Below are 12,223 nucleotides of genomic sequence, written 5' to 3' on the forward strand. Positions count from 1 at the left end.
GGTTGTCCTGCAAGCGCCGGTCTCGTTCAGCGACCGGGCTGATTTGCGACGCCCGCAACGGTCAACTCTCGGCCAGCTCTCGGTGTGAGGAAAAAATGCAGCCAATCAGCCGGGAGAAAATGCTCAGGGTTTCGATCAGGTCAGGGTCTTCAAGCAGTGTGGCGCGCGAATCCATGACGCACAGCGTGCCGAACACGTCTCCATTCTGAAGAAAGATCGGCAACCCGATATAGCTTTCAAAGCCGAGTTTCTGCGGCGTCGGCCGGCCCGAGTAGCGTTTGTCCTGGCTCACGCTGGGGATGATCAGCGGACGTGGATCGAGGCGTATGTCGTTGCAGAAGGTGGTGTCGAGGGCTACGGCATCGCCCGGTTGTATGCCGAAATGTATTTCGTCGTGTACGGCGCAAGCGATCCAGTCCGTCTCGCTGAATTTCGAGATGGCGGCGCAGCGCATCTGCGTCAGGCGGGTGACCAGCGTGAGCAGGTTGGTGGTGCTTTCTATTTCCGCGATGGCGGCTCGCTCAGCACGGCTTAGCGGGATCTGCGGGATGAGGTTTGCGGACGTCATAGGTCGAGGCCTTACTGCTGAGGGGCGCATTCTTGCGGCGGTTGCCGCAGCTTACACGGGCGTAAAACAGGGCACGAATTGAACCTCTCTATCGTCAAGTCTCCAAGCGCATGGCCTGGAGCACTGTCTGGCCTGGCCGGCCAGGAATATGCGGCTTGGCTCAGGGTGACTGCGTTGTACTCTGTGTTGGTTTATTGTTCGCTCAGTCATACAACTACGGAGTCAACATGAGAGGGATTGCATTGGTCACCGGAGGCAGCCGCGGTATTGGCGCCGCGACTGCACTCAAACTCGGTACGCTTGGTTACACCGTCGTGCTCACTTACGCCCATGATCGTTTGGCTGCCGAGCAGGTTGTCAGCGCTATAGAAGCAGCAGGCGGCAAGGCGCAAGCACGAAGTCTGGATATCGCTTCGGAGCCGCAAGTTTTAGCGCTTTTCGACGAGTTGGGCGCTATACCCGAACCCCTCACGCTGCTGGTCAACAACGCGGGTGTGACTGAGGGCTTCAGCAAGCTTGAAGCGCTGAGGTTCGAACAACTGCAACGGGTGTTTCAGGTCAATGTATTCGGCGCGTTCATGTGTGCTCGCGAAGCGGTGCGACGCATGGGATATTCCCATGGCGGCCAGGGTGGAGTGATCGTCAATGTGTCCTCTCGCGCTGCCGAATTGGGTGGCAGCGGCGAGTGGATTCACTACGCGGCCACCAAAGGTGCACTGGACAGTCTGACGCGAGGGCTGGCCAAGGAGGTGGCGCGCGATGGTATTCGGGTCAACGGCGTAGCACCTGGGTTGATCGATACGGACCTGCATGCGACCAATGGCAAGCCCGAGCGGGTGGCGGATATGGCGCCGGGTATTCCGATGGGGCGCGCGGGGCTGCCGGAAGAGGTGGCGGATTGCGTGGCCTGGATTGCTTCGGCGGGGGCGGGGTACGTGACGGGGGCGATCGTGCCGGTGTCCGGTGGGCGATAAAGCTTGCGGCGCAAATCGCCTTGGCGGCCTGTCAGTCAGCCACCAAGGCGCAGCGCCTGATCAAACGGGCTGGAGGTGCTGCTCGAACACCACGACCCCATCGAGGTCGCGAAGCTGCACGGTCATCTCGCCACTTTGCCCTTCAATCTGTACTTCCCCAAAAAACTGATACCCCGCAAAGGGCGACGTATTTTGCGCAGGCGGTGCCTTTTGAAACACCACCTCAGGGCCAAAGGTCCCATCCAGCGGATTAGGCCCGAAGCTTCCGGCATTCAACGGCCCGGCGACGAACTCCCAGAACGGCTCGAAATCCAGAAACGCCGCGCGCTCCGGGTGATAGTGATGCGCGGCGCAATAGTGCACATCCGCCGTCAGCCACACCGTGTTGGCGACCTTGTGCTGGCGCAGGAATCCGAGCAGATCAGCCATCTCCAGCTCGCGACCCTTGGGCGCGCCATTGTCGGCATTGGCAATCGCTTCCCAGCGGCCGACTCCGGGGCTGACCTCACCGTCCGGTACGCCCAGGCCTATGGGCATGTCTGCTGCGATCACTTTCCACTGCGCCTGGGAGTTTTTCAGTCCGGCCTTGAGCCACTCCACCTGGGCGGGCCCCATGAAGGCAGTATCCGCGCTCGGTTTTTCTGCCAGATTGGCATCGTTAGGGCCACGATAGCTGCGCATATCGAGCACGAAGATATCCAGCATCGGCCCATAGCTGAGCTTGCGGTAGATACGCCCGCCGTTGTCGGCTTGCTGGCGGCGCATGGGCGAATATTCTAGCCAGGCCTGACGAGCATTGCCCACCAAGGCGTTGATGTCCTTGGTGTGATAACGCGAGTCCAGTTGCTTGCTCGGCGACCAGTTGTTGGTCACCTCGTGGTCGTCCCATTGCCAGATCTGCGGCACTTCGGCGTTGAAGCGGCGTACGTTTTCGTCCATCAGGTTGTAGCGATAGGCGCCACGATAGTCGGCCAGGGTCTCGGCGACCTTGCTCTTGGCCTCGGTGGTAATGTTTCGCCAGATGCGGCCGTTTTCGGTGGTCAAGGTCTCCGGCACTGGGCCGTCGGCGTAGATGGTGTCGCCGCTGTGGATAAAGAAGTCCGGCAGGCGCAGGCGCATGGCTTCGTAGATGCGCATACCGCCGATGTCCGGGTTGATGCCGAAGCCCTGGCCGACCGTGTCGCCACTCCAGACGAAACGGATGTCGCGGCGCTGGCTCGGCGCGCTGCGCAGGTGGCCGAACCAGGGCTCGCTGGCCACGCCGCTTTGCGCATCCTCGAATTGCACGCGATAGAAGATTGCCTGGTCCACGGGCAGCCCGGTCAGCTCGACCCGCGCGGTGAAGTCGGTCCTTGCATCGGCCAGTGCCGAGACCAGCCGTCGCGGGTTGCTGAACACGCTGCGGGTGTCCCACTCCACCACCATCCGCGCCGGCCGGTCGCACCGGCTCCAGACCATGGCCTTGTCCCCCAGCAAGTCGCCGGATTGCACACCGTCGGTGAGCTGCGGGCGGTCCTTGACCGAGGCAAGGACGGCCGGTGCCAGGCCGGGCAGCACCAGGCTGGCGCCGGCTACCTGGAGGATACGACGGCGGCTGGGGTCGAATGAGATCATGGCGAAGCCCTGTGTGGGAAAAGGGCTATGTAAGCGTGGGGATGTGACAGGGTGGTGAAGGGGGGAGGTGGCCGTCGCGGCGAGTGTCATTTGAGGGCGGGCGTTATAGCTTCAATATCTGCGCAAGCCGGAGCAATACCACGAGCTACCATCAGCGCTATCGACTGGATTTAAGAGTGCGACAGCGCAGATGATTTCGACAGGATTACTGTCCGGTGGATGGGGACGAGGCGGATTGCCGGGATCCCGGTTTATCGCTGCACTGGGCGTTCTGCAGCCCGACGGTGACGTCATCGATAATGGCTTTGGCCATGTCGCCGAGATAGTGCGCGGCCCAGACCAGATTGCTCTGAGGTTCGCCATTGCTGCCGAGCAAGGTGAGCTCGTTAGCCGAGGCCATCAGCAGTGAGGCATGCTCCAGGGCCTCGATCACGCAGATGCCTGGGTTGAGGCGGAACAGGCGCTGGTTCCGCGCATTGCAGGGCGCAAAGGTCGCAATGCCGCGGGTGGTGATTTCGGTAATTGCGGTCACAGGGCACCTCCTGCGATTACAGCGATGCGAAGTGGTGCGAGCGAGCGGGTTTTGCGCATGGTACAGGGGGGCATAGGTGTAGCTCCTATCATTGAGGAACTGCCACCGTTCGCGGCCAAACGAATTTGGGTGGCAGATTGCGCGGGGTTGGCCGACCGGGACAATAGGAACCCGGCACACCCGAAGGTGTCCCAGCGCAACCCGCCATGACACAGAATCGCCGACGAAAAAACGTCTGCAATTGTGAGGAGAGTTGCGTCTATTGTCCCGAGCGGCCAAGCACGGTTCGCTGCATGTACAGCGAGCTGCGAACGATACCTAGGTCAGGTAGGCCACGCAACCGCGACCCTTCACTGTATGTTTCGGCATATGACAGCGGCTGGACGGCTGAACAGCGGCTGAAGTAGTGTGTGCGCCAATGGTCGAACGCATCGACAGGTCCTTGGATTGAATGATTGGAGCGGTAATGGCATCCACCTCCCAGGCGCTACCTCTGACGTTGTCTCCGGAATTCGACTTTGATCACAACGCAGCCAGCGATTTCGGTACCTCGCTGAATAGTAGCTACGTCCAGGCGGCGCCTTTCCCGCACATCGTTATCGATAACTTCCTGAATGACGAGCTGATCGCGAATATCTGCAAGCACTTCCCGGTCGAGCAAACCCACAACGAGATGTTGTATGAGCGTGGCTACAAGGGCCAGCTCAAGCGCCAAATCAGCCCCAACGAATGCGCACCCTTTTTGAAAACCGTTTTCAATGCGTTCAACTCGGCGCCCATGCTCCAGTTTCTGGAAAAGCTCACGGGCATCGAGGGCCTGATTCCTGACCCTTATTTCGCTGGGGGCGGGCTGCATGAGACGAGAACTGGCGGATTCCTCGGGGTGCACTCAGATTTCAGGCTGAACAAAAAGCTCAATGTCGAGCGCCGACTCAATATCATCATCTATCTGAATGACGACTGGCAGGAGGCATACGGGGGGCATCTGGAACTGTGGGATGTCGGGATGAAGAAATGCCTGAAAAAGATCCTGCCAATTTATAACCGTTGTGTGATTTTCAATACAGATAAAGACAGTAATCACGGGCATCCAGAGCCGTTGACCACGCCGGAAAACATTACTCGCAGGTCTGTAGCGCTTTATTACTACACTGCTAGAGCCGTACCAAGTGAGCCTGGCGAAAGGAACAAAACCCATTACAAACCTCGGCCAAAGGATCTGCTGAGTTTCGGGTATTACGCGAATAAATGGTTCAAGAAGAAAAAGTAAACTGCACGCACGGAGTTCCCGGTATCAATGCTCTGAGAAGGGGTTCAAGGCACGTCATGGGGCGTTGACACAGGGCTCGGCTGCGTTGATAATCCGGTGGTCGACACAGACCGGAACCTCTTTGAGGGGTGTCGATATCGGAGCGAAAGCTCTCTCAGCCCGTGAGCGAGATAGGCGAAAGCCGAAAGATTAGGCCGATAATGGATTCAGCAGAAGCCCCAGAAGCGAAAGCTCTGGGGTTTTTTGCGTTCTGATCACACTGATTTTCCCTCATTGCGCATTTGCAGGATGTAACGCACGTTGAAAGGTTTTCCTCGCGGTAGTGAGGTACGCCCCCAGCTCTCTACCTCATAGGCGCTGATGACGCGCAACTTGAGCAGGTTTGTTGTCCCGCTTGGCTTGCTGATCGAGAAAAAGATAGCGTAGTCGTGGAGGTCGAGGCAGAAGTAACGCTGGCCCCCTTTTCGACTGTTGTGCGGGACTGCCGCGCCGCTGAAAAAGCGGCGTTCAAAGTAGTTTCTCAACTGAGTGCTGCAGTGATACCGCAAAGGGCAAAAATACCGGCGCTCTCCTTGATGGAAGAGTTGTACGTTGTCGCTTTTGTCGTCCGTGAAAGTATGGAAACCGAATTCAAAACGGACCGACACCTTCTGCCCGGCGATGTCATATGCCTGCTCGAATGGCTGCAGATGGGCCATGCTTTTCACCAAACCATTAATGCTCAGGTCATTCCACTGCATTCACTGCCGCCGTCCGAGGGCCTTCAGGGAGGGCATATCTACTTATTAACTTCGGATGGGGCAACGGCTGGATTTGGTCTGGATGTTTCAATGGGAGCGTAAAGCACCAGGTACGGCGTCCTGATATTCGTGAGGGCGCAATATCCAGAGCACCCCAAACCCCGCCCACAAAAAAACCGGCTCATCGGCCGGTTTTTTTCGCCAACCCGGTAGAAGGGTCAACGTTACATCTAGATGGTGCCCCGAGGGAGACTCGAACTCCCACTCCTTTCGAAAACGGATTTTGAATCCGCCGCGTCTACCAATTCCGCCATCAGGGCTTGCTGGGCGCGAAGTATAGAGAGGCTCCGACCGTTGGTCAACAACGTTTCATGGCCAGATTTGCAGAAATTTGCTAAGCTTTTCAGCCCTATGTAGCCGAACACCATCATGCGCGTCGCTGATTTCTCCTTCGAACTCCCCGATTCCCTGATCGCTCGCCACCCGTTGGCCGAGCGCCATGGCAGCCGTCTGCTGGTCCTCGATGGGCCGAGCGGGGCGCTGGATCATCGTCAATTCATCGACCTGCCGGGCTATCTGCGCCCAGGCGACCTGATGGTGTTCAACAACACCCGGGTGATTCCTGCACGGGTGTTCGGGCAAAAAGCGTCGGGCGGCAAGCTGGAAATTCTGGTGGAGCGGGTGCTCGACACCCACAGCGTGCTGGCCCATGTGCGTTCGAGCAAGTCGCCCAAGCCCGGCTCGACGATTCTGATCGACGGCGGTGGCGAGGCCGAGATGGTCGCGCGCCACGATGCGTTGTTCGAGCTGCGTTTCAATGAAGAAGTGCTGCCGCTGCTCGACCGCGTCGGCCATATGCCGCTGCCGCCCTACATCGATCGTCCGGACGAGGGCGCCGATCGCGAGCGCTATCAAACGGTGTACGCCGAGCGCTCCGGCGCCGTTGCAGCCCCCACCGCGGGCTTGCACTTCGATGAGCCATTGCTGCAAGTCATCAAAGACAAGGGCGTCGAAACCGCCTTTGTGACCTTGCATGTCGGCGCGGGCACCTTCCAGCCGGTGCGGGTCGAGAAGCTCGAAGATCACCACATGCATAAAGAGTGGCTCGAGGTGAGCCAGGACGTGGTCGATGCCGTGCATGCCTGCAAGGCGCGCGGCGGTCGGGTGATCGCGGTGGGCACGACCAGCGTGCGTTCGCTCGAAAGTGCCGCCCGAAGCGGCGAGCTCAAGCCGTTCAGCGGCGACACCGATATCTTCATTTTCCCGGGTCGGCCGTTTCATGTGGTCGATGCCCTGGTGACCAATTTCCATTTGCCGGAATCCACGCTGTTGATGCTGGTGTCGGCGTTTGCGGGTTATCGCGAGACCATCGCCGCCTACAAGGCCGCTGTGGATAACGCCTACCGCTTCTTCAGTTACGGTGATGCGATGTTCATCACCCGCAATCCGCAAGCGTGCGGCCCAGAGGATCGAGCATGAGTCGTATGTCTTTTGAATTGCTGGCCACCGATGGCAAGGCCCGTCGTGGTCGCCTGACGTTCCCCCGTGGCGTGGTCGAGACCCCGGCCTTCATGCCGGTGGGCACTTATGGCACGGTCAAGGGCATGCTGCCGCGGGATATCGAGGCGACCGGTGCGCAGATCATCCTCGGCAACACCTTTCACCTGTGGCTGCGCCCGGGCACGGAAGTGATCAAGGCCCACGGTGATCTGCACGATTTCATGCAGTGGAAGGGCCCGATTCTGACCGACTCCGGTGGCTTCCAGGTGTTCAGCCTGGGCGCGATGCGCAAGATCAAGGAGGAGGGCGTGACCTTCGCCTCGCCGGTGGATGGCGCGAAGGTGTTCATGGGGCCAGAAGAGTCGATGCAGGTGCAGCGCGACCTGGGCTCCGACATCGTGATGATTTTCGACGAATGCACGCCGTACCCGGCCGATGAAGACGTGGCGCGGGTGTCGATGGAACTGTCGTTGCGCTGGGCTCAGCGCTCGAAGAATGCCCATGGCGAAAACACCGCTGCACTGTTCGGTATCGTGCAGGGCGGCATGCATGAAAACTTGCGCAAACGCTCGCTGGAAGGCCTCGACAAGATCGGCTTCGACGGCCTGGCCATCGGCGGTCTGTCGGTGGGCGAACCCAAGCACGAGATGATCAAGGTGCTGGATTATCTTCCAGGCCTGATGCCTGCTGAAAAACCTCGTTACCTTATGGGCGTTGGCAAACCGGAAGATCTGGTGGAGGGTGTGCGCCGCGGTGTGGACATGTTCGATTGCGTGATGCCAACCCGCAATGCCCGCAACGGGCATCTGTTCATCGACACCGGCGTGTTGAAGATCCGTAACGCGTTCCATCGCCATGATGATTCGCCGCTCGATCCGACCTGCGATTGCTACACCTGCCAGAACTTCTCTCGCGCTTATCTGCATCACCTGGACAAGTGCGGCGAAATGCTGGGGAGTATGTTGAATACGATCCACAATTTGCGTCATTACCAGGTGCTGATGGCTGGTTTGCGCGAGGCTATTCAACAAGGTACATTGGCCGCCTTTGTCGATGCCTTCTACGCCAAACGCGGGCTTGTTACGCCGCCTTTGGCTTGATTTCGTGACCTTATAGAGTCAACTTTCGCTACTGGAGCGCTAAATGAGCTTTTTTATCTCTGATGCTTTTGCCGATGCTGCTGCACCGGCAGCCGCCGGCCCGATGGGCGGTGGTTTCGAGTGGATCTTCCTGGTCGGCTTCCTGGTCATCTTTTACCTGATGATCTGGCGTCCACAGGCCAAGCGCGCCAAAGAGCAGAAGAACCTGCTGGGCGGCCTGTCCAAGGGTGACGAAGTGGTCACCACCGGTGGTATCGCTGGCAAGATCAACAAAGTTACCGACGACTTCGTAGTTATTGAAGTATCGGACACTGTAGAGCTGAAGATTCAGAAGGGTTCGATCGCCGCAACCCTGCCAAAAGGCACGCTCAAAGCGATCTAAGCTTCGCAATTTTACCAATCGACGGGGCGCGCAAGGCGCCTCGCGTCTTGAACGGGCGGCGTGATGCTGAACAAATACCCTCTGTGGAAATACATTCTGATCCTGGCGGTGCTGGCGATCGGTTTTATTTATTCCGCACCCAATCTCTATCCTGACGACGCGGCCATTCAGGTCACTGGCGCGAGCACTGCTTTGCAGGTCTCTCAGGCAGAACTGGATCTGGCGAGCAAAGCGCTCACCGATGCCGGTATTCCGGTCAAGGCGGCCGCACTGGCTGCCAATGGCAAAGGCGGGCTGATCCGTCTGCAAAAAGCTGAAGACCAGCTGCCGGCCAAGGACGTGGTGCGCAAGGCCATGGGGGACGATTACGTCGTAGCCCTGAACCTGGCCCCGACCACGCCGAACTGGCTGCGTCACCTGGGCGCGAGCCCGATGAAGCTGGGTCTGGACTTGTCGGGCGGTGTGCATTTCCTGCTGGCAGTCGACATGGACAAGGCCTTGGACGCGCGCATGAAGATCTATGACGGCGACGTCAAGACCGCGCTGCGCAAGGAGCAAGTACGCTATCGCAGCCTGCCGCCGCAGGATGGCGCGATCGTACTGGGCTTCGCGGATGACGCGGCTCGCGATCAAGCGCAGGCGATCATCAAGAAGGCCTACACAGATTTCGTCATCACCCCTTCCCAGCGCGGTGACACGCCGGTGCTGAGCCTGGCGATGACGCCGGCGAAAATTTCCGAGATTCGTGAATACTCGCTCAAGCAGAACTTGACCACCGTGCGTAACCGGGTCAACGAGCTGGGTGTGGCCGAGCCGCTGGTACAGCGCCAAGGCGCCAACCGTATCGTCGTCGAGCTGCCGGGCGTGCAGGACACCGCCGAAGCCAAGCGTATCCTCGGCAAGACGGCCAACCTGGAGTTCCGTCTCGGTGCCGGCCCGGATGATTCCCGCGCGACCACCGAGTCCTTCGAGTTCCGTGATGGCAGCCGTCCGCCGGCCGCCGTCGAGCGTGGCCTGATCATCACCGGTGACCAGGTCACCGACGCCCAGGCCAGCTACGACGAGCACGGCGCGCCGCAGGTGAACATCAAGCTGGATGGCCACGGCGGCGACCTGATGAGCCGCGCCACGCGCAGCAACGTCGGGCGCAGCATGGCGGTGATCTTCATCGAGCAAAAGCCGACCACCCGCTATGTCAAGCAGATGGTCGACGGCGTCGAGAAAGACGTCGCCGAGCAGACCTTCACCGAAGAGAAAAAGATCATCAGCCTGGCGACCATCCAGTCGCCGCTGGGCAGTCAGTTCCGCATCACCGGCCTGAATGGCCAGGGCGAGTCGTCCGAGCTGGCACTGCTGCTGCGTGCCGGTGGTCTGGCGGCGCCGATGTACTTCGCCGAAGAGCGCACCATCGGCCCGAGCCTGGGTGCCGACAACATCACCAAGGGTACCCACGCGGCGCTCTGGGGCATGCTGTTCGTGTCGATCTTCATCATGGTCATCTACCGTTTCTTCGGCTTGATCGCGACCGTGGCCCTGGCCTTCAACATGGTCATGCTGCTGGCGTTGATGTCGCTGCTGGGTGCCACCCTGACCTTGCCGGGTATCGCCGGTATCGTCTTGACCATGGGCATGGCGGTGGACGCCAACGTGCTGATCTTCTCGCGGATACGTGAAGAGATCGCCAACGGCATGAGTGTGCAACGCGCGATCCATGAAGGTTTCGACCGTGCCTATACGGCAATCATCGACGCCAACCTGACTACCTTGCTGGTGGGCGGGATTCTGTTCGCGATGGGGACCGGGCCGATCAAAGGCTTTGCCGTCACCATGTCCCTCGGGATCTTTACCTCGATGTTCACGGCCATCATGGTGACCCGCGCGATGGTCAACCTGATCTACGGCGGCCGCGACTTCAAGAAGTTGTGGATTTAAGGGGCTGACATGAAAAAGACCATCAACTTCATGGGCGTGCGCAATGTTGCGTTCGCCATCACGGTGCTGCTGACCATCCTCGCGCTGTTCAGCATGTTCCACAAAGGGCTCAACTACGGTCTGGATTTCACCGGCGGTACGCAGATCGAGCTGACCTATCAGAAGACCGCTGACCTGGACCTGGTACGCACCGAGCTGACCAATGCCGGCTACAAAGAGGCCGTGGTGCAGACGTTCGGTTCGACCACCGACTTGCTGGTGCGCATGCCTGGCGAAGACCCGAAACTGGGTCAGGAAGTGGCCGATGCGCTGCGCAAGGTCGGCGGCGACAACCCGGCAACCGTCAAGCGCGTCGAGTTCGTCGGCCCGCAGGTCGGTGAAGAGCTGCGCGACCAGGGCGGCCTCGGCATGCTCATGGCGCTGGGCGGCGTGTTGATCTACCTGGCCTTCCGCTTCCAGTGGAAGTTTGCCCTGGGTGCGATCCTGTCGCTGATCCACGACGTGGTGGTGACCGTTGGTTTGCTGTCGTACTTCCAGATCACCTTCGACCTGACGGTGCTGGCGGCGGTACTGGCGATCATCGGCTACTCGCTCAACGACACCATCGTGGTGTTCGACCGAGTGCGGGAAAACTTCCGCGTGCTGCGCAAGGCCGACCTGATCGAAAACATCAACGTGTCGACCACGCAAACACTGTTGCGCACCATGGCGACGTCGATCTCCACGCTGCTGGCCATCGGCGCGCTGATGCTCTTTGCGGGTGACAACCTGTGGGGCTTCTCGCTGGCGCTGTTCATTGGTGTCATGGCGGGTACCTACTCGTCGATCTACATCGCCAACGTGGTGCTGATCTGGCTGAACCTCAATAGCGAGGATCTGATCCCAGCGACCACCGCCGACAAGGTGGATGATCGTCCTTGACCGACGATTGACCGTCCATCGGTAACATAGAAAGGCGCGAGTATTGAACTCGCGCCTTTTTTTGTGCTCCTAGGCTGGGAGAACCGCGGGGTCTCGAGTGAATAAAAAAGCCCCGTTTTCAGCAGTTTGGAGGTTATCGTGAACAAGTCGTTGCTGACAGGCGCCGTATTGGGTGCCGTGGTGGTTACCGCCGGTGGCGCCTTTGCCACCTACAGTCTGGTCAAGAGCCCGGACTCGGCTCAGGTGCTCGCCGTCGAGCCGATCAATCAGCAGATCAAGACGCCGCGCCAGGAATGTAAAGAAGTCGCCGTGACCCACCGTCGAGCGGTCAAGGACCAGCATCAGATCGTCGGCAGCGTGCTAGGTGCTGTGGCGGGTGGCTTGCTGGGCAGTCAGATCGGCGGCGGCCATGGCAAGACCCTGGCCACGGTAGCGGGTGCTGCGGGCGGCGGTTATGCCGGCAACAAGGTGCAGGAGAACATGCAGAACAACGACACCTACACCACCAACGAAACGCGCTGCAACACGGTCAACGACATCAGCGACAAGACCGTGGGCTACAACGTCAAGTATCAGTTGAATGGCAAGGTTGGCCAGGTGCGTATGGATCGCGATCCAGGCGGCTCGATCCCTGTGGATAAGCAGGGGCAGTTGGTGCTGGGGCAGAATTAAGGCCAGGGCTTCGCGGGC

12 protein-coding genes and 1 tRNA gene are annotated in these 12,223 nt (G+C 59.6%); 8 read left to right on the forward strand and 5 right to left on the reverse strand.

Annotation, left to right across the window (positions count from 1 at the left end):
- Positions 1-61: 61 nt before the first annotated feature.
- A complete protein-coding gene (locus LIX93_RS06100; RefSeq protein WP_226503120.1) occupies positions 62-568 on the reverse strand; it encodes a GAF domain-containing protein in 507 nt (168 codons plus the stop codon).
- 227 nt (positions 569-795) lie between these two features.
- Here LIX93_RS06100 and LIX93_RS06105 point away from each other — a divergent pair, with 227 nt between their 5' ends.
- A complete protein-coding gene (locus tag LIX93_RS06105) occupies positions 796-1,542 on the forward strand; it encodes an SDR family oxidoreductase (protein ID WP_226503121.1) in 747 nt (248 codons plus the stop codon).
- Positions 1,543-1,602: 60 nt separating this feature from the next.
- Here LIX93_RS06105 and LIX93_RS06110 read toward each other — a convergent pair whose 3' ends face one another.
- Positions 1,603-3,156 (reverse strand): alkaline phosphatase D family protein, encoded by a 1,554-nt coding sequence (locus LIX93_RS06110; RefSeq protein ID WP_226503122.1) that lies wholly within the window; start codon positions 3,154-3,156, stop codon positions 1,603-1,605.
- Positions 3,157-3,361: 205 nt separating this feature from the next.
- On the reverse strand, positions 3,362-3,688 hold the full coding sequence (locus tag LIX93_RS06115) for a DUF3077 domain-containing protein (protein ID WP_226503123.1): 327 nt from the start codon (positions 3,686-3,688) through the stop codon (positions 3,362-3,364).
- A 466-nt stretch (positions 3,689-4,154) separates the two neighbouring features.
- Here LIX93_RS06115 and LIX93_RS06120 point away from each other — a divergent pair, with 466 nt between their 5' ends.
- Positions 4,155-4,958 (forward strand): 2OG-Fe(II) oxygenase, encoded by an 804-nt coding sequence (locus tag LIX93_RS06120; RefSeq protein ID WP_226503124.1) that lies wholly within the window; start codon positions 4,155-4,157, stop codon positions 4,956-4,958.
- 254 nt (positions 4,959-5,212) lie between these two features.
- Here the strand turns inward: LIX93_RS06120 and LIX93_RS06125 are convergent, their stop codons facing one another.
- Positions 5,213-5,656 (reverse strand): hypothetical protein, encoded by a 444-nt coding sequence (locus LIX93_RS06125; protein WP_346015220.1) that lies wholly within the window; start codon positions 5,654-5,656, stop codon positions 5,213-5,215.
- 277 nt (positions 5,657-5,933) lie between these two features.
- Positions 5,934-6,018: transfer RNA gene (locus LIX93_RS06130), tRNA-Leu, on the reverse strand.
- A 109-nt stretch (positions 6,019-6,127) separates the two neighbouring features.
- Between LIX93_RS06130 and queA the strand changes: the two genes are divergently transcribed.
- The 6 genes from queA to LIX93_RS06160 all read left to right on the forward strand — a co-directional run bounded on the left by queA (position 6,128) and on the right by LIX93_RS06160 (position 12,205).
- Entirely contained in the window at positions 6,128-7,177 is a 1,050-nt protein-coding gene (gene queA / locus LIX93_RS06135; protein WP_226503126.1) for a tRNA preQ1(34) S-adenosylmethionine ribosyltransferase-isomerase QueA, read from the forward strand.
- Between the two features lie 5 nt (positions 7,178-7,182).
- Positions 7,183-8,298, forward strand: coding sequence for a tRNA guanosine(34) transglycosylase Tgt (gene tgt, locus LIX93_RS06140; protein WP_226503678.1), 1,116 nt, complete (start codon positions 7,183-7,185; stop codon positions 8,296-8,298).
- A 43-nt stretch (positions 8,299-8,341) separates the two neighbouring features.
- Positions 8,342-8,680, forward strand: coding sequence for a preprotein translocase subunit YajC (yajC, locus tag LIX93_RS06145; protein WP_226503127.1), 339 nt, complete (start codon positions 8,342-8,344; stop codon positions 8,678-8,680).
- A 63-nt stretch (positions 8,681-8,743) separates the two neighbouring features.
- Positions 8,744-10,612 carry a protein translocase subunit SecD gene (gene secD / locus LIX93_RS06150; protein WP_226503128.1) on the forward strand — a complete coding sequence of 623 codons (1,869 nt, stop codon included), beginning with the start codon at positions 8,744-8,746 and terminating at the stop codon, positions 10,610-10,612.
- A gap of 9 nt (positions 10,613-10,621) precedes the next feature.
- Entirely contained in the window at positions 10,622-11,533 is a 912-nt protein-coding gene (gene secF / locus LIX93_RS06155; protein ID WP_226503129.1) for a protein translocase subunit SecF, read from the forward strand.
- A gap of 138 nt (positions 11,534-11,671) precedes the next feature.
- Entirely contained in the window at positions 11,672-12,205 is a 534-nt protein-coding gene (locus LIX93_RS06160) for a glycine zipper 2TM domain-containing protein (RefSeq protein WP_226503130.1), read from the forward strand.
- Positions 12,206-12,223 lie beyond the last annotated feature (18 nt).

Source organism: Pseudomonas sp. MWU16-30317 (assembly GCF_020515695.1).
Lineage (GTDB): Bacteria > Pseudomonadota > Gammaproteobacteria > Pseudomonadales > Pseudomonadaceae > Aquipseudomonas.

What these genes read in the sequence shown, in the direction of transcription:
- LIX93_RS06100 (WP_226503120.1), bottom strand. Translation starts at nt 568, where the DNA reads ATGACGTCCGCAAACCTCATCCCGCAGATCCCGCTAAGCCGTGCTGAG.
- LIX93_RS06105 (WP_226503121.1), top strand. Translation starts at nt 796, where the DNA reads ATGAGAGGGATTGCATTGGTCACCGGAGGCAGCCGCGGTATTGGCGCC.
- LIX93_RS06110 (WP_226503122.1), bottom strand. Translation starts at nt 3,156, where the DNA reads ATGATCTCATTCGACCCCAGCCGCCGTCGTATCCTCCAGGTAGCCGGC.
- LIX93_RS06120 (WP_226503124.1), top strand. Translation starts at nt 4,155, where the DNA reads ATGGCATCCACCTCCCAGGCGCTACCTCTGACGTTGTCTCCGGAATTC.
- LIX93_RS06125 (WP_346015220.1), bottom strand. Translation starts at nt 5,656, where the DNA reads ATGGCCCATCTGCAGCCATTCGAGCAGGCATATGACATCGCCGGGCAG.
- queA (WP_226503126.1), top strand. Translation starts at nt 6,128, where the DNA reads ATGCGCGTCGCTGATTTCTCCTTCGAACTCCCCGATTCCCTGATCGCT.
- tgt (WP_226503678.1), top strand. Translation starts at nt 7,183, where the DNA reads ATGTCTTTTGAATTGCTGGCCACCGATGGCAAGGCCCGTCGTGGTCGC.
- yajC (WP_226503127.1), top strand. Translation starts at nt 8,342, where the DNA reads ATGAGCTTTTTTATCTCTGATGCTTTTGCCGATGCTGCTGCACCGGCA.
- secD (WP_226503128.1), top strand. Translation starts at nt 8,744, where the DNA reads ATGCTGAACAAATACCCTCTGTGGAAATACATTCTGATCCTGGCGGTG.
- secF (WP_226503129.1), top strand. Translation starts at nt 10,622, where the DNA reads ATGAAAAAGACCATCAACTTCATGGGCGTGCGCAATGTTGCGTTCGCC.